Source organism: Cognatishimia sp. SS12 (assembly GCF_028369055.1).
In the GTDB taxonomy this organism is placed as follows: Bacteria; Pseudomonadota; Alphaproteobacteria; order Rhodobacterales; family Rhodobacteraceae; genus Cognatishimia.
Genome location: NZ_JAQNCZ010000001.1, coordinates 569,298 through 589,418 on the forward strand (window position 1 = coordinate 569,298; position 20,121 = coordinate 589,418).

The 20,121-nt window shown below is 58.3% G+C and carries 20 protein-coding genes; 12 read left to right on the plus strand and 8 right to left on the minus strand.

The genetic code is table 11. The annotated features are described in order from the left end of the window. Positions 1-6 precede the first annotated feature (6 nt). The gene (locus N6L24_RS02745; protein ID WP_271843106.1) at positions 7-1,272 is read left to right on the plus strand and encodes a glutamate-5-semialdehyde dehydrogenase; all 1,266 of its coding nucleotides are present in this window, start codon (positions 7-9) and stop codon (positions 1,270-1,272) included. A 12-nt stretch (positions 1,273-1,284) separates the two neighbouring features. Here the strand turns inward: N6L24_RS02745 and N6L24_RS02750 are convergent, their stop codons facing one another. Then, positions 1,285-1,875 (minus strand): histidine phosphotransferase family protein, encoded by a 591-nt coding sequence (locus tag N6L24_RS02750; protein ID WP_271843107.1) that lies wholly within the window; start codon positions 1,873-1,875, stop codon positions 1,285-1,287. A gap of 24 nt (positions 1,876-1,899) precedes the next feature. Here N6L24_RS02750 and N6L24_RS02755 point away from each other — a divergent pair, with 24 nt between their 5' ends. The 5 genes from N6L24_RS02755 to tsf all read left to right on the plus strand — a co-directional run bounded on the left by N6L24_RS02755 (position 1,900) and on the right by tsf (position 5,793). Continuing rightward, positions 1,900-2,097: a DUF3553 domain-containing protein gene (locus tag N6L24_RS02755; protein WP_271843108.1), complete on the plus strand. Its 198-nt coding sequence runs from the start codon at positions 1,900-1,902 to the stop codon at positions 2,095-2,097. 119 nt (positions 2,098-2,216) lie between these two features. Continuing rightward, the gene (locus N6L24_RS02760; RefSeq protein ID WP_271843109.1) at positions 2,217-2,990 is read left to right on the plus strand and encodes a GNAT family N-acetyltransferase; all 774 of its coding nucleotides are present in this window, start codon (positions 2,217-2,219) and stop codon (positions 2,988-2,990) included. Position 2,991: 1 nt separating this feature from the next. Continuing rightward, positions 2,992-3,837, plus strand: a complete 846-nt coding sequence (locus N6L24_RS02765; protein WP_271843110.1) for a lysophospholipid acyltransferase family protein — start codon at positions 2,992-2,994, stop codon at positions 3,835-3,837. Positions 3,838-4,070: 233 nt separating this feature from the next. After that, the gene (rpsB, locus tag N6L24_RS02770) at positions 4,071-4,844 is read left to right on the plus strand and encodes a 30S ribosomal protein S2 (RefSeq protein ID WP_271843111.1); all 774 of its coding nucleotides are present in this window, start codon (positions 4,071-4,073) and stop codon (positions 4,842-4,844) included. A gap of 73 nt (positions 4,845-4,917) precedes the next feature. Further along, the gene (gene tsf / locus N6L24_RS02775; protein ID WP_271843112.1) at positions 4,918-5,793 is read left to right on the plus strand and encodes a translation elongation factor Ts; all 876 of its coding nucleotides are present in this window, start codon (positions 4,918-4,920) and stop codon (positions 5,791-5,793) included. 377 nt (positions 5,794-6,170) lie between these two features. Here tsf and N6L24_RS02780 read toward each other — a convergent pair whose 3' ends face one another. Together N6L24_RS02780 and aroQ are read right to left on the minus strand one after the other, a co-directional pair. Continuing rightward, positions 6,171-6,935, minus strand: a complete 765-nt coding sequence (locus N6L24_RS02780) for a helix-turn-helix transcriptional regulator (RefSeq protein ID WP_271843113.1) — start codon at positions 6,933-6,935, stop codon at positions 6,171-6,173. 4 nt (positions 6,936-6,939) lie between these two features. Beyond that, positions 6,940-7,374: a type II 3-dehydroquinate dehydratase gene (gene aroQ / locus N6L24_RS02785; protein ID WP_271843114.1), complete on the minus strand. Its 435-nt coding sequence runs from the start codon at positions 7,372-7,374 to the stop codon at positions 6,940-6,942. A gap of 685 nt (positions 7,375-8,059) precedes the next feature. Between aroQ and N6L24_RS02790 the strand changes: the two genes are divergently transcribed. From N6L24_RS02790 to N6L24_RS02800, 3 genes are all read left to right on the plus strand, one after another. Next, a complete protein-coding gene (locus N6L24_RS02790; RefSeq protein WP_271843115.1) occupies positions 8,060-8,494 on the plus strand; it encodes a DUF2852 domain-containing protein in 435 nt (144 codons plus the stop codon). 69 nt (positions 8,495-8,563) lie between these two features. Beyond that, positions 8,564-9,013 carry an RDD family protein gene (locus tag N6L24_RS02795; RefSeq protein WP_271843116.1) on the plus strand — a complete coding sequence of 150 codons (450 nt, stop codon included), beginning with the start codon at positions 8,564-8,566 and terminating at the stop codon, positions 9,011-9,013. A gap of 74 nt (positions 9,014-9,087) precedes the next feature. Next, the gene (locus N6L24_RS02800; protein ID WP_271843117.1) at positions 9,088-9,912 is read left to right on the plus strand and encodes an arginyltransferase; all 825 of its coding nucleotides are present in this window, start codon (positions 9,088-9,090) and stop codon (positions 9,910-9,912) included. Positions 9,913-9,915: 3 nt separating this feature from the next. Here N6L24_RS02800 and N6L24_RS02805 read toward each other — a convergent pair whose 3' ends face one another. Then, positions 9,916-10,050, minus strand: coding sequence for a hypothetical protein (locus N6L24_RS02805; protein ID WP_271843118.1), 135 nt, complete (start codon positions 10,048-10,050; stop codon positions 9,916-9,918). Between the two features lie 164 nt (positions 10,051-10,214). Here N6L24_RS02805 and N6L24_RS02810 point away from each other — a divergent pair, with 164 nt between their 5' ends. Next, positions 10,215-11,969 carry an acetolactate synthase 3 large subunit gene (locus tag N6L24_RS02810; protein WP_271843119.1) on the plus strand — a complete coding sequence of 585 codons (1,755 nt, stop codon included), beginning with the start codon at positions 10,215-10,217 and terminating at the stop codon, positions 11,967-11,969. Positions 11,970-11,980: 11 nt separating this feature from the next. After that, complete coding sequence (gene ilvN, locus N6L24_RS02815) at positions 11,981-12,544, plus strand: acetolactate synthase small subunit (RefSeq protein WP_271843120.1); 564 nt, start codon at positions 11,981-11,983, stop codon at positions 12,542-12,544. 75 nt (positions 12,545-12,619) lie between these two features. Here ilvN and N6L24_RS02820 read toward each other — a convergent pair whose 3' ends face one another. The 4 genes from N6L24_RS02820 to N6L24_RS02835 all read right to left on the minus strand — a co-directional run bounded on the left by N6L24_RS02820 (position 12,620) and on the right by N6L24_RS02835 (position 18,612). Further along, positions 12,620-13,390 (minus strand): DUF2189 domain-containing protein, encoded by a 771-nt coding sequence (locus N6L24_RS02820; protein ID WP_271843121.1) that lies wholly within the window; start codon positions 13,388-13,390, stop codon positions 12,620-12,622. Between the two features lie 109 nt (positions 13,391-13,499). Next, positions 13,500-14,624: a peptide chain release factor 2 gene (gene prfB, locus N6L24_RS02825; RefSeq protein ID WP_271843122.1), complete on the minus strand. Its 1,125-nt coding sequence runs from the start codon at positions 14,622-14,624 to the stop codon at positions 13,500-13,502. Between the two features lie 98 nt (positions 14,625-14,722). After that, a complete protein-coding gene (locus N6L24_RS02830; RefSeq protein WP_271843123.1) occupies positions 14,723-17,272 on the minus strand; it encodes a penicillin-binding protein 1A in 2,550 nt (849 codons plus the stop codon). Between the two features lie 101 nt (positions 17,273-17,373). Next, on the minus strand, positions 17,374-18,612 hold the full coding sequence (locus N6L24_RS02835) for an N-acetylmuramoyl-L-alanine amidase (RefSeq protein ID WP_271843124.1): 1,239 nt from the start codon (positions 18,610-18,612) through the stop codon (positions 17,374-17,376). A gap of 151 nt (positions 18,613-18,763) precedes the next feature. Here N6L24_RS02835 and N6L24_RS02840 point away from each other — a divergent pair, with 151 nt between their 5' ends. Next, positions 18,764-20,119, plus strand: coding sequence for a M48 family metalloprotease (locus N6L24_RS02840; protein WP_334312308.1), 1,356 nt, complete (start codon positions 18,764-18,766; stop codon positions 20,117-20,119). The last annotated feature ends 2 nt before the right edge of the window (positions 20,120-20,121 follow it).

Consider the following 20,121-nt stretch of genomic DNA (forward strand, 5'->3'; position numbering starts at 1 on the left):
GATCTGATGAACGACATCGCAGATATCCCCGCCCTGATGGCCGATATTGGCGCGCGCGCCAAAGCCGCAAGCGCGGAGCTGGCCTTTGCCCCGGCCGAGGCCAAGGAGCAAGCGCTGAACGCCGCGGCTGACGCGGTTTGGGCGCGGCGCGATGAGATTATTGCTGCCAACGCCAAGGATATGGACTTTGGCCGCGAGAAAGGTCTCAGCCCTGCGATGATGGACCGGCTGATGCTGGATGAGGCGCGCATTCAGGGCATCTGCGATGGGCTGCGCGCTGTGGCGGCACAGGACGACCCTGTCGGCGAAGTGCTGGCAGAATGGGATCGCCCAACCGGGCTGAATATTCGTCGCGTGCGCACCCCTTTGGGGGTCATCGGCGTTATTTATGAAAGCCGCCCCAATGTGACGGCGGATGCCGGGGCGCTGTGCCTGAAATCAGGCAATGCCGTGATCCTGCGCGGCGGCTCGGAAAGCTTCCATTCCTCGGGCGCAATCCACGCCTGTCTGGTCGAGGGGCTCAAGGCTGCCGGTCTGCCCGAAGACGCCGTGCAGCTGGTGCCCACCCGTGATCGCGCGGCGGTGCAGGAGCTCTTGACCATGGTCGACACGGTCGATGTCATTGTGCCGCGCGGCGGCAAGGGGCTGGTCGGGCTGGTGCAGCGCGAAGCGCGCGTGCCGGTCTTTGCCCATCTGGAAGGGATTGTGCACATCTATGTTGATGCCGCGGCCGACCCGCAAAAGGCGCTGGATGTGGTGATGAATGCCAAAACCCGCCGCACGGGCATTTGCGGCGCGGCAGAATGCCTGCTGCTGCACCGAGATATCGCGCAGGATCTTGGTCTAACGCTCATTACCGCGCTGGTGGATGCAGGCGTGCGGGTGCATGCCGACGAAAATCTGGCGCATATCGCTGGGACCACCGCGGCCACGGAGGCCGATTGGGGCAAGGAATATCTGGATATGGATATTGCCGTCAAAGTGGTGGATGGCGTTGATGGCGCGATCGATCACATCCGCACCTATAGCTCAAGCCACACCGATTGCGTGCTGACCGAAGATGACGCGGTGGCAGATCGGTTCTTTGAACGGCTTGATTCCGCTATTCTGATGCGCAATGCCTCCACCCAATTTGCCGATGGCGGCGAATTTGGCATGGGCGCAGAAATTGGCATCGCCACCGGCAAAATGCACGCGCGCGGGCCGGTCGGAGCAGCGCAGCTGACCAGCTTTAAATATCTGGTGGTCGGCGATGGCACCACGCGCGCCTGAGCGCCGCAGGCATTAGAATGAAAGCGTGATCCGGCTGTCTTCGATCCGGGTCACAAGCTGTCGTCCTTGGCGGGCGAGCCACTCGGGCAAGAGCGCAAAGTTCACAGTATCGGCGGCGACCTCACATGGCGTTTCGCCCTGCTCAAGCGCCGTCCAGAGCGCCGGGTCGCTGCGCAGCTGTGGCCCTTCGGCAGCGATATGCCAGCGCCCATCTTCGCCGCGCTGAGAGCGGATCAAACCGCCCCGCGCCAAAGCCCTTTCACAGCAGAGCGCGGCCAAACAGGCTGCCTTGGCCTCAGCGCGCGGAACCGCCTCAGCCACCTGCCATTCATGCTGCAATCGCGCGTCGCTGAGTTCGGCGCAGAGCGCGCGCATCTCATGGGCGCTGACACTCTGGCCGTCACCGGCGCGCCCGAAGGCGAGGCGAAACAGCCGCACCCGCGCGCTGGCCGCCTCGGCGCTGTCGCTGATCAGCGCCAATTCCGGGCTGCTTTGCCCGGACATCGCCAAAAGCTCCATCCCGTTGGAAATTGCGCCCACCGGACTGATCAGATCGTGGCAAATGCGAGAGGCTATCAGTTCGCTGAAATTTGGTTTAGACATGGGCGACCTTTCTAGGAGATGAAAATGGATGACCTCAACGCATTTCTTGAGCCGGGTATGCTGGTGCGGCACCCCGGGCAGGCGGATTGGGGTTTGGGGCAGGTTCAGTCGAATATCGGCGGTAAGATCACCGTCAATTTTCGCGAGGCGGGCAAAGTTGTGCTGGATGGGCAAAGGGTTGCGCTGCTCCCGGTATTTGATGACGCGCCGGATGGTACGTGAATGATGCAACTATAAAGTGAATAGTTTTTCAAGCTTTCTGGTCAAATTAGGCAACATCCACTCGCTTGCCCTGCGCACAGCTTCGTCATAAAAGCACTAAAAACGGTTCTCCGAGATACATGCCCGCCACGCCCAATACCTTTCGCCTGAAACTTGCCGACACCGATGCGGACCTGCGCGCGGCGCAGCGGCTGCGCTATGAGGTGTTTGTCAAAGAGCTGGGCGGGCAGGGCGAGATGGTGGATCATGCCGCCCAGCTGGAGCGGGATGCCTTTGACCCCTATTTTGATCATCTCATGCTGCTCGATAATGCGCGGGGCGAGACTGTGGAAGATCAGACCGTTGGGGTTTACCGGCTGCTGCGCGATGATCAGATGCCCAAAATTGGGCGATACTACACCGAAAGCGAATATGATGTGACGCCGCTTAAGCAAAGCGGTCGCAAGCTGCTGGAGCTGGGGCGCAGCTGTCTGCACCGCGACTATCGCGGCGGCACGGCGATGTATGTGCTGTGGAATGGTCTGGCGGACTATGTCAAAGACCATGGCATTGAGCTGCTGTTTGGCACGGCGAGCTTTCACGGCACGGATATTGCCGCGCTGGCCCCGTCGCTGTCGTTGTTGCACCACCGGCACCTTGCCCCGGCAGAGCTGCGGGTGCGCGCCAAGGCGGATCATTTTCAGACCATGGACCTGATGGCCGAAGGCGACATTGACCGCCGCGCCGCCATGCGCGAGGTGCCGGCGCTGATCAAAGGGTATCTGCGGCTTGGCGGCCTTGTGGGCGAGGGGGCTTATATCGATCACGCCTTCAACACCACCGATGTCTGCCTGATCATGGATACCGCGCGGCTAAATGCGACGCAGCGCAGCATCTACACGCGCGGGGCGTAACATGGCCTCCCCCACCTGGAGCAGCGATGGCGACTATCCGCACTATGCCCCGATCACATTTTGGGGCTGGCTGCGGGTGCTCTGGCGCGGCGGGTTGATTGTGCTGGTCTTGCTGGTCGGCATTGTGGCGTTGTTTCTGATCCGCCTTGTGGAGCGGCCCCTTTGTGGCCTGCGCCGCCCGGTGGGCGGGTATGTTCCGCCGCTTGTGGTGCGCACGGCCATGCGGATCATGGGGCTGCGGTATCGCGCCAAGGGCACAATCATGCGGGGCCGGGGCGCTGTCGTGGCCAACCATTCGTCTTGGCTGGATATTTTCACGCTCAACGCGCGCAACCCGGTGTTTTTTGTCGCAAAATCAGAGGTGGCGACATGGCCGGGCATCGGCTTCCTGGCGCGGCTTGCCGGTACACTTTTTATTGCGCGCGACCGCAAAGAGGCGCAGGCCCAGACCAAGCTGTTTGAAGACAGTATTTTGGCGGGCCAGAAACTGCTGTTCTTCCCGGAAGGCACGTCAACCGACAGCTTGCGGGTGCTGCCGTTCAAATCGACGCTGTTTGCGGCCTTTATGACAGATGCGCTGCGCGACACGATGCGGGTGCAGCCGGTCACAGTGAACTACCATGCGCCGACCGGGGCGGACCCCCGCTTTTACGGCTGGTGGGGCGACATGGATTTTGGCGGCCATATGCTGCAGATGCTCGCAGCGCGCAAACATGGCAGTGTCGAGGTGGTCTATCACCCGGCGGTTCCGGTGGCGGAATTCGCCAGCCGCAAGGCGCTGGCGGCCCATGCAGAGGCGGCGGTGCGCGGTGCCCACAAGGGCGCTTTGCCTGCTGCGGGTCGCTAAGGCGCATGAAATGGCGCGCAAGAGCATGCCAAAACGCTGATTTACACAAAAACCGCGTAAACCCCGTGCCTTTGCCCTTGTCATGATGGTCAAACCGCTGTATTGCGCGCGCATTCAAACCCGCAGGTGGGGTTTGGGCTGGTTCAGGGGAGACATCCCTGACGGTCCGCCGGTTGGAGCAAACGCTTCTACTTCCCCCACCCAGGCGTAAACCGGAAAAAGGAAATACAAGCATGGCTCTTCCTGAGTTCACCATGCGCCAGCTGCTGGAAGCAGGCGTACACTTTGGTCACCAAACACAACGCTGGAACCCACGTATGGGCGAGTTCATCTACGGCTCGCGCAATGGTATCCACATCATGGACCTCACACAGACCGTTCCAATGCTGGACGCTGCGCTGAACGTTGTTCGTGAAACCGTCGCAAAAGGCGGCCGCGTTCTGTTCGTGGGCACCAAGCGTCAGGCCGCTGCGCCGATTGCAGATGCCGCAGAGAAATCTGCACAGTACTTCATGAACCACCGCTGGCTCGGCGGCACGCTGACCAACTGGAAAACGGTTTCCCAGTCCATCAACCGTCTGAAAGAGATCGACGAGAAGCTCGCGTCTGGTGCCGAAGGCCTGACCAAGAAAGAGCGTCTGGGCATGGAACGTGACCAGCAGAAACTGCAAGCTTCCCTGGGCGGCATCCGCGAAATGGGCGGTGTTCCTGATCTGCTGTTCGTCATCGACGTGAAAAAAGAAGCGCTGGCCATCGCCGAAGCCAACAAACTGGGCATCCCAGTTGTTGCGGTTGTGGACACCAACTGCTCCCCTGACGGCATCGATTACATCATCCCAGGCAACGACGACGCCTCCCGTGCGATCTCGCTGTACTGTGATCTGGCCTCCCGCGCGGCGCTGGACGGCATGTCTGCCATGATGGGCGCTGCTGGCGTTGATCTGGGCGAATTCGAAGAAGCACCCGTCGAAGAAGCGGTTGCAGAAGAAGCTGCCGCAGACGCATAAGCGTTACATTTCTGACATGGGGGCAGGGTAAGCCCGCCCCCATAACGACCTTGCAAAATTTAGGAGAACCACGATGGCTGTTACTGCCGCAATGGTGAAAGAACTGCGCGAACTGACCGGCGCAGGCATGATGGACGCGAAAAAAGCGCTGACCGAAACCGATGGTGATCAAGAAGCGGCCATCGACTGGCTGCGCACCAAAGGTCTGGCGAAAGCGGCGAAGAAATCCGGCCGTATCGCAGCCGAAGGTCTGGTGGCTGTTTCCGTCGAAGGCGGCAAAGGCGTGGCTGTCGAAGTCAACTCCGAAACCGACTTTGTTGGTAAGAACGCGGAATTCCAAGAAATGGTTGCTGGCATCGCAAATGTCGCTCTGACCGTTTCTGACGTTGAAGCGCTGAAAAACGCCGACCTGGGTGGCAAGCCTGTGTCCGAAGTCATCACCGACAAGATCGCCACCATCGGCGAAAACATGTCTGTGCGCCGCATGGCGATTGTCGAAGGTGACATCGTGACATCATATGTGCACAACCCAGCGACCACTGGCATGGGCAACATCGGTGTTCTCGTGGCGCTGAAAGGCGGCGACGAAGCTTTTGGTAAGCAGGTTGCAATGCACATCGCGGCGGCAAACCCTCAGGCGCTGTCCGAAGCGAGCCTGGACCCAGCTGTTGTTGAAAAAGAGCGCAACGTTCAAATCGAGATCGCACGCGAGTCTGGCAAGCCAGAGCAAGTGATCGAGAAAATGATCGTTGGTCGCATGAAGAAATTCATGTCCGAAGTGACCCTGCTGGGCCAAGACTTCGTGATCAACCCTGATCTGACCGTCGAAGCTGCTGCCAAAGAAGCCGGTGCCGAAATCGTTGGTTTCGTGCGCATGGAAGTTGGCGAAGGCATCGAGAAAAAAGAAGAAGATTTCGCAGCAGAAGTTGCTAAAGCAGCTCAGGGCTAAGTCCCGCGCGCGATCTTTGGATCAGAAAACACCGCCTTCGGGCGGTGTTTTTTTGTGCCTTCTACCAGCCCAGATCTGCGGGCAAGCTGCGGGGCAGGCATAGGAAAACGGCGTCACGGAGGGCCCGTAACGCCGCATGATCCTAGCCCTGCAAGGGGATGACGGGCCCGTGTGCCATTGGCGCAATTGCCGCGGCGGCTGTGCCAGTGCACAGGCAAAGAGCGCAGAGCCCTGAAATCGCAGAGGTGCGCTCCTTATGTTCCAGGCTTAGCCTCACTCACGGAACAGCAAACACGATAATCAAATGTGAGGATTACGTAAGGTCAGGTTTTCCTTACCTCGGCGTTAAGCAATAATAATGCATTAATTTCAGGGTATTAGCTGTTTTCAACAATAAACATCTGACGCTGCAACGAGGCTTTCAGCACCGCTTGCGCCGTGGTTTCAACTGCCAGAGCCTCGCGCGCAAGGCGCAGATGTTTTTCAACCGTGGCCGGTGTGCGCCCGATCAGCGTGGCAATGTCCTGTACGGTTTTGCCATCTGAAACCCATTCCAGAACCTCACGCTGGCGGCGTGTCAGCGCGCGTTTGGGGTTTTCATAGGGCAGGGTGAGGATCTTGAGGTGCAGCACATTGTTCATCAGTTGCAGCGCAGCGCCATGCTCTGCCCAGATCGCATCCAACGCCGCCTGCGAGGTCCCGGCCGGTCCGGTCAGGCCAATCGCGCCCTTGGCGCGCTGCGAAACGGATTTGAAACTGATGGTATAGCCCGCAGTGACGCCAAAGCTCTGATTGAACTCAAGAACCGCAAGCTCTTGGTCTGTCAGCGTTTTTTTCTGCAGTTTCTCTGCAATATGCCCCCAGCTGCACGCGCCGTCATTTTCCAGCGCCCAATGGATCATCGGGCCGTGCAGAAACATACGCTCGCCAAAGAACCGCTCTAGATAGTCCGGGCAGTGATTGGACAGAACAATGAAATCCTCTGGATCACCTAGTTTCCGATTGACGCGAAAATTGGTGAACCCATAGATCAGCCGGTCAAAACCATAGTCGGCCATCTTGGCCACATGCATGGCCCAAAGCGCCTCAAGCGAGGTGGCGCTGGTCAGCTCGGCAAGATAGCGCAGCGACCGATCCGGCATGGCGCTATGACAGATGCGCCATCAGGGCATCAATCGCGAGGCCATAGCCCGCGGCACCAAAGCCGCAAATCTGACCCAGCGCGACCGGCGCGATATAGGATTTATGGCGGAAAGCCTCGCGCGCATGAATGTTAGACAGATGCAGTTCGATCACCGGCAGCTCCACCGAGGCGATGGCATCCATCAGCGCGATGGAGGTATGCGTGAACGCGCCGGCATTGAGGACAATGCCATCATGGGTGCCTTTGGCGGCGTGTATCGCGTCAATCAGCGCGCCTTCGTGGTTGCTTTGCAAACAGCTAACGCGGATGTTCAGCCGCTGCGCGTGCGCGGCGCACATCGCTTCGATATCGTTGAGCGTGGTCTTGCCGTAGACCTCAGGCTGGCGCGTGCCCAGCAGATTGAGGTTCGGGCCATTCAGAATAAGAAGAGAGGTCATAAGCGCATCCTTGAAGTTGCCCAAGATGTAGCGCCAATCGCTTTGCGCTGTCTAGCAGCCTCAGCGCGGGCAATGGTATAAGTTGCAGGGATGTCGACGTTTTCGCGGGTTTCGCAGCTCTGTATACATCCAATATTAACATAATCATCCTTATGCGTTATGGATGTTCGAATTTGAGCGACCGCTAAGGATCTTAATTGTACATCCCCTGTTGGCGTTTTGCTGTGGTTTGCGCCGTGGACTTGCACTGTGACCAATTGTTCCCGCGCGCTGTGTTGCGTCTTGTAGGTTTGGGTTGCTGCGCCGTCAAACCGATCTGCGCCAATACGCATCTGCTGCGCGTCTATAGCTCATCCGCGCGCCGCGGTGCCTACGGCTTTGTATTGTGTGAGCGCATTGCTGCTCATACGCCGTTGATGCAGAATTCAGCCTCGCCAGTCCTCACAATGACATCTGCTTTGGGGTTCGCGCGCTGTTGATTTGTTAAAAATTGCGCCTATTTTGGGAACCCATGCGCCTATCAATGTGAATTATTTTCAAATTTTAATGTATAATTATTTGATTTTAAATAATATAATCCAAAAATGTAAAAAACATTTACATTCCCTCTTGTTTCCCGCGCCACAATTCCCATCTCATTCAATGTGAAAGGCATTCACATCAACATCTAACCACGGAGATCTCAATGACACCTGTTGCCACCGCCGCCACGTCTACCACCCATATGGGCTGGTTTTCCCGCAGCGAGGCCTGGCTGGATAGTAAAGGCAAAGGCGCCTGGATTGCAGCTATGGTCCTCGGTTTTGTGTTCTTCTGGCCAGTCGGCCTGGCCCTTCTGTTTTATATGATCTGGAGCAAACGCATGTTCAGCAAAAACCGCAGCTGCCGCCACAAGGGGCGCCGCATGCACGTCATGACCCCAACCGGAAATTCCGCTTTTGACGCCTATCGCGACGAAATGATCCGTCGTTTGGAAGACGAGCAAGCCAGCTTTGAATCCTTCCTAGAGCGTCTGCGCGAAGCCAAGGACAAGTCGGAGTTTGACCAGTTCATGGACGAGCGCGCCAAAAAGGCCGCCGAAGAGCGCAAGGCGCAGACGGACGTCCAAGAAGAGGCCTAAGCCTATTAACCTCCCCCCCAAGACTGGCCCCTGCATTGCGGGGGCCCATTTTCTGAGTATACAAAAGACATGACCATGCACGCATTCACCCTGCCCGACCCTGACACCCAGCCGGAATTTTACGCCGATACGCCGACGAAACGTCTGCTGGCCTGGGTGTTTGACATGATCCTGATTGGCATTCTTTGTGTTGTGATCCTGCCGTTCACGGCCTTTACCGGGATCTTCTTTTTCCCCTTCCTCATGCTGGTTGTCGGCTTTGCCTATCGGGTGATCACGCTGACCAATGGGTCAGCCACGCTCGGCATGCGGCTGTTTGGCGTTGAAATGCGCACCCAAGACGGCGCGCGTTTTGACTTTGGCCAGGCCTTTTTGCACACCTTGGGATATAGCATTTCGCTGTCTTTCCCGGTGTTGCAGGTGATCTCGATTGTGCTGATGCTGACATCGGGGCGCAAACAGGGGCTGACCGATCACGTTATGGGCACGGTCGCGGTCAATCGCGCAGCCCGGTACTAAGCGCCTAAATTTACTTGGCGGGGCCGCAGTGCATTGTTAAGCTTTCGATAATTCGAAACCAATATGCGGCCCTCATGCGTCACTCCCTGCCCCTTGCCCCCCAGTTTTACGTCACGGCCCCACAGCCGTGCCCCTATCTGCCCGGCAAGATGGAGCGCAAACTGTTCACCGCATTGCAGGGTGACAACGCACAAGAGCTGAATGATGCCTTGTCCCATCAGGGTTTTCGTCGCTCGCAGAATGTACTCTATCGTCCGTCCTGCGCGGATTGCGCCGCCTGTCTGTCGGCCCGCATTGATGTGCGCCGCTACACGGCGTCCAAAAGCCAGAAGCGTATTTTGAAGCGCAACGCGCATCTGACACGCCGGGCCACATCGCCCTGGGCCACCGAAGAACAATTTGATCTGTTTCGCACCTATCTGGACGCGCGCCACGCTGATGGCGGTATGGCGGATATGGATGTGTTCGAATTTGCCGCAATGATCGAAGAAACGCCCATCCGCTCGCGCGTGGTGGAATATACCGATGACTCCGATCGCAGCCTGACCGCCGTGTGCCTGACCGACGTGATCGAAGATGGCGTGAGCATGGTCTACAGCTTTTTCAAACCGGATCTGCCGCGTCAGTCGCTGGGCACCTATCTGATCCTGGATCATATCCGTATCGCCCAGGACGCGGGGCTGCCCTATGTCTATCTGGGTTATTGGGTGCCCGGCAGTGCAAAAATGGGCTACAAAGCGCGGTTTTCCGGGCTAGAGGTGTTTTTGAACAACCGCTGGCAGGCCCTGCGCGCGCCGGAGGCTTTTGACCCGGCGGATCTGCCCGCCTGCAGCGATCCGATTTCCCAACAGGTCTCAGGCATCATGCTGCCTGATTCAGCGGCGCGGCGGCAAAAATAACCTTTAACGGGAAAATTGCGCCTGATTTTCATTAAAATCGGTTTCCCAGGCCATTTGCGCAATATTTGGAAAGAAAAAATCCACCAGACGACAGATTTTTTCCATCTTTGGCGGTTGACGCCCGTTTTCCACAGCCATAATGTCCCCCCGAAACAAAGAGGACCCGACGCATGTTCAAGCTAGTCGTCATCGTGAATTTTTGGCGCATGGGCCGGTAACGGACACCCAGAATGGACCCCATGCGCCCCCGAAATTCTCGGGGGCTTTTTTGTAGATATATGACGTCGCAAGTGGAGAGACAGATGACACGTCAGATGACCGGTGCGAAAATGGTGGTTCAAGCTCTGAGAGATCAGGGTGTCGATACAGTCTTTGGGTATCCGGGCGGGGCTGTCCTGCCGATCTACGATGAGATTTTCCAGCAAAATGACATTCGTCACATTCTGGTGCGCCACGAACAGGCCGCCGTGCACGCTGCCGAAGGCTATGCGCGCTCAACCGGCAAGGTGGGCGTTGCGCTGGTGACATCTGGCCCCGGCGCGACCAATGCCGTGACCGGGCTGACCGATGCGCTGCTTGATTCAATTCCGATTGTTGTGATCTCTGGCCAGGTGCCGACCTTTATGATTGGCTCTGACGCCTTTCAAGAAGCCGACACAGTGGGCATCACCCGCCCCTGCACCAAGCACAACTGGCTCGCCAAGGAAACGGATGCGCTGTCTGAAACCCTGCATCAGGCCTTTCATGTTGCGCGTTCCGGCCGCCCTGGTCCGGTGCTGATCGACATCCCGAAGGACACGCAGTTTGCTTCGGGCACCTATGTCGCGCCAAACACGGCTCGGGTGGATCATTATCAGCCGCAGCTGAAAGGCGACATCACCGAGATCACCGAGCTGGTCGAGCTGATGGAAAAGGCTAAGCGCCCGGTGTTTTACACCGGCGGCGGCGTGATCAACTCTGGCGTTGCGGCCAGCCAATTGCTGCGTGAACTGGTGGATGCCACCGGCTTTCCGATTACCTCGACCCTGATGGGCCTTGGGGCTTATCCGGCCTCTGGCAAGTCGTGGCTCGGGATGCTGGGTATGCATGGGCTCTATGAGGCCAATATGGCGATGCATGACTGCGATCTGATGATCAACGTTGGCGCGCGCTTTGATGACCGGATTACCGGGCTGATCTCGGCGTTTTCGCCGAAATCCAAAAAGGCGCATATCGATATTGACCCCAGCTCGATTAACAAGGTGATCCGGGTTGATATTCCGATTGTCGGCGATGTGGCCCATGTTTTGGAAGATCTGCTGAAGGTTTGGAAAGCGCGTGGGCGCAAGACCAACCAGGAAGGCCTGCAAAAATGGTGGGGCCAGATCAATGAATGGCGCGCCAAGGATTGCCTGAGCTTTAAGCAAGAAGGCAAGGTGATCAAACCACAATATGCGCTGAAGCGGTTTGAAGAGCTGAGCCGCGGGATGGATCGTTATGTCACCACCGAAGTGGGCCAGCACCAGATGTGGGCGGCGCAATATCTGAATTTTGAAGATCCGCATCGCTGGATGACCTCTGGCGGTTTGGGCACCATGGGTTATGGCTTCCCCGCCTCTGTTGGTGTGCAGGTTGCGCATCCTGAGGCGCTGGTTGTGAACGTCGCGGGCGAAGCGAGCTGGCTGATGAATATGCAGGAAATGGGCACCGCGATGCAGTTTGGCCTGCCTGTGAAACAGTTCATCCTGAATAACGAACGTCTTGGCATGGTGCGCCAGTGGCAAGAGCTGCTGCATGGCGAGCGCTATTCACACAGCTGGTCAGAGTCCCTGCCGGACTTTGTGAAACTCGCCGAAGCGTTCGGGGCCAAGGGCATCATCTGTTCTGATCCGGATGATCTGGATGATGCGATCATGGAAATGATCAATTACGACGGCCCGGTGATCTTTGATTGCTTGGTTGAGAAACACGAGAACTGCTTCCCGATGATCCCATCGGGCAAACCGCATAACGAAATGCTTCTGGGCGAAGCCTCAACCCAGGGTGCCATCGAATCCGGCGGCGCGGTTCTGGTGTAAGGAGAGAAAACATGGCTGCTCTGAAAATCAAAAAAGGCTCCACAAGCCATTCCGCCTATAATCTGCGCCCGAATTTCTCGGATGTGCTGGAACGCCACACGCTTGCAGTGCGCGTTGATAACGAACCGGGCGTGCTGGCCCGCGTGATTGGTCTGTTTTCCGGCCGTGGGTATAACATCGAAAGCCTGACGGTGGCTGAGGTTGACCACACCGGCCATCAGTCGCGGATCACGATTGTGACCACCGGGACACCGCAGGTGATTGAACAGATCAAAGCCCAACTGGGCCGCATCGTGCCCGTGCACGAAGTGCATGATTTGACTGTCGAAGGCCCTGCAGTTGAGCGTGAGCTTGGCCTGTTTAAAGTGGCTGGCACGGGTGACAAACGTGTCGAGGCGATGCGCCTTGCGGATATTTTCCGCGCCAATGTGGTGGATACAACACTAGAAAGCTTTGTCTTTGAAATCACTGGCGCGCCAGAAAAAATCGATGCCTTTGCCGACCTGATGCGCCCGCTTGGCTTGCAAGAAGTGGCGCGCACCGGCGTTGCTGCACTGTCGCGCGGCGCAGAGTAAGCTCATCCATCACATGACATACGCCTGATTATGGCGGGGCAAAGGGGGCCTAGGCCCCCTTTTTTCTGTACTGCATTAGCTTTTGATCAACGTGTAAAGCCGCCAGCTGGCATGGCCGAGCAGCGGGAAGACGATGAAGAGCCCTAGAAATCCGGGCAACATGGCAAGAAACAGCAAGACCGCAATCAAGATGCCCCAAGCCACCAGTGGAATGAAACTGGTTTGCACTGCCTGAAAGCTGGCGATGATCGCGGTTATGAAATCAATCTCGCGGTCTAGCAACAGCGGCAGTGAAAACACTGTTAACATGAATAAAACCAGGGCAAATACCGCACCAACGGCACTCCCAAAAGCCAGCATCATCAACCCATTAGAGCTAAAATATACATCAAAGCTTGAAGAGATGTTCGTCATCGTAGACAGGCCCAGAAACAGCGCAAAAATCATATGCGCCAGAAAGAACCAGAATAAAAAGAAAATCACGATGATGGCGCAGATCGAGGGCAATTGCCGCCGCCGCTGATGCGCCACAACGCCAAAGATCGCGCCGGGTGTGATTGGCAGGCCCAGATCAAGCCTATGGGACACCTCATACAGCCCCACCGCGGCAAAGGGTCCCAAAAGCGGAAAGCCGATGGCCGCAAAGATCAGCCAATAGCTTTGTCCCGTGGCCAGGGTGATCCAAGTGATCAGCCACCCCCCCAAGACGTAAAAGCCTGCAAAAATAAGACCATAGATCGGGTGCGCCATGAAATCGCGCCAGCCCAATACCAAAGCTTGTTTCAGATGGGAAAACCCAATACTGCCCAATTCGGGCAGCCCCATAGGTTTGGGTGCCTCGGTCATACTCTCCTCCAAAGTATGTTCGCGCGCAGGTCTAGTTCAGCGCGGTTTGGCTTTGAAAGCAAGTGTTTGTCGCGCTGAATGCGGCGCGAGGTGTAGTTATTCTGTGGAGTCAGTCGCCCTGCGCATCCGCGCGGCTTTTGCCCGCTACATTCATCGCCAAGGTCGCCGCCATCAACCCATCCAGATCCCCATCCAAAACCCCTTTAGTATCAGAGGTTTCAAAGTTGGTCCTCAGGTCTTTCACCATCTGATACGGCTGCAGAACATACGACCGGATCTGATTGCCCCAGCCTGCATCGCCCTTGTTTTCATGGGCTTCGTTGATAGCGGCATTGCGACGGTCAAGCTCTTGTTGATAGAGCCTTGATTTCAAAGCCTTCATCGCGATGTCGCGGTTTTGGTGCTGCGATTTTTCCGAGCTGGTCACAACAATGCCCGTCGGAATGTGGGTGATCCGCACCGCAGAGTCGGTGGTGTTGACGTGCTGACCGCCCGCCCCGGAGGAGCGATAGGTATCAATGCGGATATCCGATGGGTTGACGTCGATTTCAATATTGTCGTCCACCACCGGATAGACCCAGACCGAGCTAAAGGATGTGTGGCGCTTGGCGGCGCTGTCATAGGGCGAAATACGCACCAGCCGGTGCACGCCGGATTCTGATTTCAGCCAGCCGTAAGCGTTGTGGCCGGAAATCTTGTAAGCGGCGGATTTGATCCCCGCTTCTTCCCCCGGGCTCATGGATTGCAACTCCACCGTATAGCCGCGTTTTTCGGCCCACCGCACATACATCCGCGCCAGCATCGAGGCCCAGTCACAGCTTTCGGTGCCGCCAGCACCAGAGTTGATTTCAAGGAAAGTGTCATTGCTGTCCGCTTCACCGTCCAGCAGCGCTTCCAGCTCTTTTTCCGCGGCGACGTCTTTGAGGGCAAAGATCGCGTTTTCCGCGTCTTTGACGACCTCTTCGTCGTCTTCCATCTCGCCAAGTTCGATCATCTCGATATTATCAGACAGGTCCGTCGCCAGGCTGTTTACGCCGTCAATCGCATCCACCAGCAACTGGCGCTCGCGCATCAGTTTCTGTGCCGCTTCAGCGTCATCCCAAAGGTTCGGGTCCTCGACACGGGCGTTGAATTCTTCCAGACGATAGGCCGCTGTTTCCCAGTCGAGACGCTGCTTAAGCAGGTCGATGGATTTTTCGATGTCAGCCACGGTGTTCTGAATCTCAGCGCGCATGTCACAGTCCTGTAGGTCGTTTCAGAATAGCGGTGTAAACCACCGCTGGGGGGCGGGCAAGCCGCTGCCGCCGCTTGCCGCCAAATTCCTGAAATGGGTTAATAAAGCCCGCCTGAGCTGAGCGTCCCAAAGGAGGCATCGGGCACCACGGCGCGCTCCCCGGTTGAGGTTGTGACCGCCGTACCAGTGGATTGCACGTCCTCAAACAAAGGCAGGTTGGACCCCATTGCAAAACCGCCGTCAAAGGCCACGCCAAACAGCGGCTCTTCGCCTTCGCGGAAATATTCGGCAACCACATTTGGCCCGCTGGCGTCATCGGCCAGACGCGCACCGCTGAAACGGTCAATTTTGATAAAGCGGCCACCGGGCGGAACGCGGAACTTGCCGGCGCCGTATTTTTCAATGGCGGCTTGCATGAACTCTTGGAACACCGGGCCGCAGGTGTTGCCGCCAAACGTGCCCCGCCCCAGCGGGCGCGGCTGATCATGACCGATATAGCAGCCCGCGGCGATGGAATTGGTAAAGCCGACAAACCAGACATCGCGCGCCTCATTGGTGGTACCGGTTTTGCCGGCCACCGGCACGGGCAGATCAATGGCGCTGCTGGCAGTGCCGCGATCGACGACGCCGCGCATCATGGAGGTGAGCTGATAGGCGGTGATGGCGTTCATCACCCGCTCGCGGTTTGAGACGATCTGGGGCGCTTTGTCATCATCGATCTGCGCAATGTTACACTCAACACAATCGCGCTGATCGTGGCGATACAGTGTTTTGCCATAGCGGTCCTGCACCCGGTCCACCAGCGTGGGCTCCACCCGTTCACCGCCGTTGGCGAACATCGCATAGGCCGACACCATTTTGAACAGCGTGCTTTCTTCGGACCCCAGAGAGTTCGCCAGGAACAGCCCCATGCGGTCATAAACGCCAAAGCGGCGCGCGTAATCGGCGACCACATCCATGCCCACCTCTTGCGCCAGACGGATCGTCATCAGGTTCCGCGACATTTCGATGCCGGTCCGCAAGGGGGTTGGCCCATAGAATTTGTTGGACGAGTTGCGCGGCCGCCAGAGCCCTTGGGGTGTGTTGATCTCAATCGGGGCGTCAATCACAATCGTCGCGGGGGTGTAGCCGCTGTCGAGTGCGGCGGCATAAACAAAGGGTTTGAAGCTTGAGCCGGGCTGACGCTGCGCCTGGGTGGTGCGGTTAAAGACCGAATCCTGATACGAAAAGCCGCCCTGCATCGCCAGAACGCGGCCGTTGTTGACGTCCATCGCCATAAAGCCGCCCTGCACCTCGCTGACCTGACGCAAGGTCCAGCGGATAAAGCTGCCATCGCTGTCCTTGGTCATGGCGCGCACCAGCACAACGTCGCCCACGGTCAAGAGATCACCCGCGACCTTCGCCTTGGGGCCAAGCGTGCCGTCTTCAAGCTGCTTGCGCGCCCAGGTGACGTCCTCAGCAGGTATGAAATGGCCATCGTCATCCTCGGGCACGTCCTCAATGCCAATGCGGGCGGCGCTGTTGCCCACGCTCAGCACCACCGCCGGGTGCCAGCGGCCATTCAACATGACGTCACGCGGTACCGAGACATTGGCCAGCGCGGCGCGCCAGGCCTCTTCGCTGCCCAGCTGATCCTTGGCGATGGTCTCTCCGGTGCCGCGCCAGACGCCTTGGTCACGATCGTATTTTTCAAGGCTGCGCTGCAGCGCTATGGCGGCAACCTCTTGAAGTTCTGGATCAAGAGTGGCCCGTACCGACATGCCGCCGCTAAAAAACTCTTCTTCGCCAAAATCTCGGCTCAGCTGGCGGCGAATTTCATCGGTGAAATAATCACGTGGCGGCAATTCTGCGCGGAAACTTTCGTAATCGCCATTCTGAACTGAAAGCAATGGTTGAGCTACGGAAGCTTTATATTCATTTTCAGTAAGATAACCGTTTTCCTTCATCTCTTTCAAAACGAAGTCTCGGCGCTGCTGCAAGCGCTCTTTACGGCGCACCGGGTGATAATCACTGGGTGCTTTGGGCAGCGAGGCGAGCACCGCTGCCTCATGCGGGGCCAAGGCGGTGAGCGGCTTGTTGAAATAGGTCTGCGACGCAGCCGCCACCCCATAAGAGTTCTGGCCCAGGAAAATCTCATTCAGGTAAAGCTCTAGAATGCGGTCTTTGCTCAGGCTTTCCTCAACCCGGGTGGCCAGAATGATTTCTTTGATCTTGCGCTCAATCCGGCGGTCGCTGGACAAGAGAAAATTCTTCATCACCTGCTGCGTGATGGTCGAGGCCCCGCGCACGTTTTCACCGCGCGAGCGCACCGCTTCGACCGCCGCGGCTGCGATACCGCGCGCGTCATAGCCGGAGTGTTCGTAAAAATGTTTGTCCTCAGCCGAGATGAAAGCGTTTTTCACCAGATCAGGGATTTCATCGGCGGGGATAAACAGGCGCCGTTCTTTGGCAAATTCATCAATAATGCGCCCCTCGCCCGAATAAATCCGGCTGATGGTCGGCGGCTGGTATTGGGCCAAGGACTCATGACTGGGCAGATCCTGCCCGTAAATAAAGAACACCGCGCCAATCGACAGCGCCACAACGGCAAGGCCCATGGTCAGCAGTGTAAAAAGGCTTCCGAAGAAGGACAGGATGAATCTCAGCACGAGGGCCCCCAAAGATCAGTCATGCACTCTATACTGCGCTGTGCACGGGCGGTCAAAACACAACCGTCACAGGGACGCGCTGATTTTCGCCACCCAATGGCCTATTGGCGCACCAGATCGCGCGCCGCCCGATCGGCAATCACCCAGGCCTGAAGCCCATCGCGCACCCCTTCGGCCACGCGGGCGCGCCAGTCTGCATCCTGCAGATTGGCAAAGTCCCGGTCAGAGGACATAAAGCCCACCTCGATCAGCACCGACGGGATATCCGCCGCCTTGAGCACCGAAAACCCGGCCCGGCGATTGGGTTTACTGTTCAGCTTGCCCACGGTGCCTTGCATGCCCAGCACCATCGCAGTGGCTAAACGCTCAGATCGCGGTGTGGTTTCCTGCCGCGCCAAATCAAGCAGCACATTTGCAATCAGATCGTCGGTGCCCGACAGGTCCGTGCCCGCTAGAACATTGTCCCGGTCATGACGTTCGGCCAGAAATTGCGAGGCTTTGTCGCTGGCGGCATCCGACAGCGTATAAACCGTGGCCCCATGGGCATGCCCCTGCTGCAGCATATCGGCATGGAGTGAAATAAACACGTCTGCGCCCTGCGCATGGGCCAGCGCAACGCGGCCATCCAGCGATACAAATTGATCATCATCGCGCGTCAGATGCACATCAAACCCACCGGCACGGCGCAGGGTATCGCGCAGCTCGCGCGCGAGGGTCAGCATCAGATCCTTTTCTTGCAGGCCATCGCGCTCCGCGCCCGGATCAATCCCGCCGTGGCCGGGATCAATCATCACCACCGTTGGGGCCCAGTCGGGCTTGGGCGCAGGAGGTTTGATATCGCGCGCAGGTTCCGGCAAATCCCAACGCGGATCAGCCGGGGCACCGGCGGCGGCCGCAAAGCTTTCGGCATCTGTGGCGATCAAAATGGCTGATAATTGTGCGCTACCCTCCAGCGTGTTCAGCCGCATTTCTGCCGCTTCAATCTGCATCGGGCTGGCGAGATCCATGACCATACGGCTCCAGCCGGGGCGCAGCCCGCCCATGCGGATCGCCGCAATACGGTCCGTCTGCAAAAGATCCGCCGCCACAACGCCGCGCCAGTCAATTTCGCGAAAGTCCAGAACCAGTCGCCGTGGGTCGTCCAGCGTGAAAATGCGCCAGGGCACCCCTTGGCTAAGCGCGAGATCAATCTGCACGCCGCCGCGCCGGGCATCACGCACCGCGCTTTGGCTGCTGTCCACGCGCGCGAGGGCGCTAAAGCCATCCGTTGCTTCCTGCGCAGAAACAGCAGGCACCAGCGCACAGCTAAGCGCCAGCATCAAACGAAATAGAAATCTCATGGTACCGCCCTTGGTCTTTGGTCCTGATCTTTCACAAAGCGATGGGGCCGCGCAAGCCCCACGGCGGCTTGCAGGCCCGCGCGCCATCACATTCCGGCGAAGTGCCGCGCAGCGGGTTGAGTTCCGTGGTTTTTTCCGCCCTAGTGGCGGCATGACCACCCTGCCCATCCTTCGCCCGTTTTCGCTGCGCGCCACGCTGGCAGCCATGCTCACATGTGTGGTTTTGCTGACCGCCCTGCCCGCCAAGGCCGTAACGCTGCTGCGCGATCCGGACATTGAACATGCGCTGCAACAGCTTGCCGCGCCGATTTTGTCTGCGGCGGGTCTGGGAAATTCCGTACGCATTCTGGTGGTGAAAGACAGCAAGCTGAACGCCTTTGTGGTCGATACCCAACATATATTTTTGCATTCCGGCCTGATCATGCGCAGCGACAGCCCCGAAATGCTGCGGGCGGTGATTGCGCATGAGGCGGCGCATATTGCCAATGGGCATATTGCCCGGCGCCTTGCCAACTATGGCAACGCGCGCACCGCAGCCGGTCTTGGTATTGCGCTGGCGAGCATTGCGGCGGCGGCCACGGGCAATGGGGAGCTCGGCGCAGGCATCGCGCTTGGCGCGACGAGTTCAGCGCAGCGCGTTTTCCTGTCGCATACGCGCGCCGAAGAGGCCTCTGCTGATTCTTCGGCCATTCGCTATATGGTGCGCTCGGGCACAGATACGCAGGGCGCGGTCGATGTGTTCGAACTTTTTCGCGGCCAAGAGCTGCTGAACAGCGCGCGCCAGGATCCTTATGTGCGCAGCCATCCGTTGACCCGCGATCGGTTGCGCACCGCGCGTGCCGCCGCGCAGGCCCATGCGGGCAAAGCCGTGGATGATCCGGCGGCGCGCTATTGGTTTGGGCGCGCCAAGGGCAAGCTGACGGCCTTTTTACGCCAGCCAAAATGGACCAAGCGCCGCCTGAAAGACAGCCCCAGCGAAGATGTGCGCCTGATGCGCGAAGCGGTGATGTATCACCGACAGTCTGAGACCAAAAAAGCGCTGGCAGCGATGGATCGCGTGATCGCGCTGCGCCCCAAGGACCCCTATTATTATGAACTCAAGGGGCAGATCCTGATGGAAAGCCGCAATGTCGGCGCGGCCCTGCCCGCCTATAAGCGCTGCGTTGACCTTGCGCCGCAGAATGCGCAATGCCTCGGCAGTTACGGGCGCGCGCTTTTGGCGGCTGGGCAGATCCGCCCCGCGCTGAGCGTGCTGGAGCGCGCGCGCAGCCGCGATTTTCGCGATGCGCGGGTGTTGCGCGATCTGGGGTCGGCCTATGCGCAGGCGGGCAATCCGGGCATGGCCTCGGTGGCCGCCGCCGAAAGATACGCCTTGCAGGGGCGCATGAAAGATGCAGGTATTCAAGCCAAACGCGCGGCTGGGCTTTTGCCGACCGGATCCCCGGGCTGGCGGCGCGCAGATGATATTATTCTCGCCGCGAAACGCGCAGAGAAAGACAAAAAGTAGGA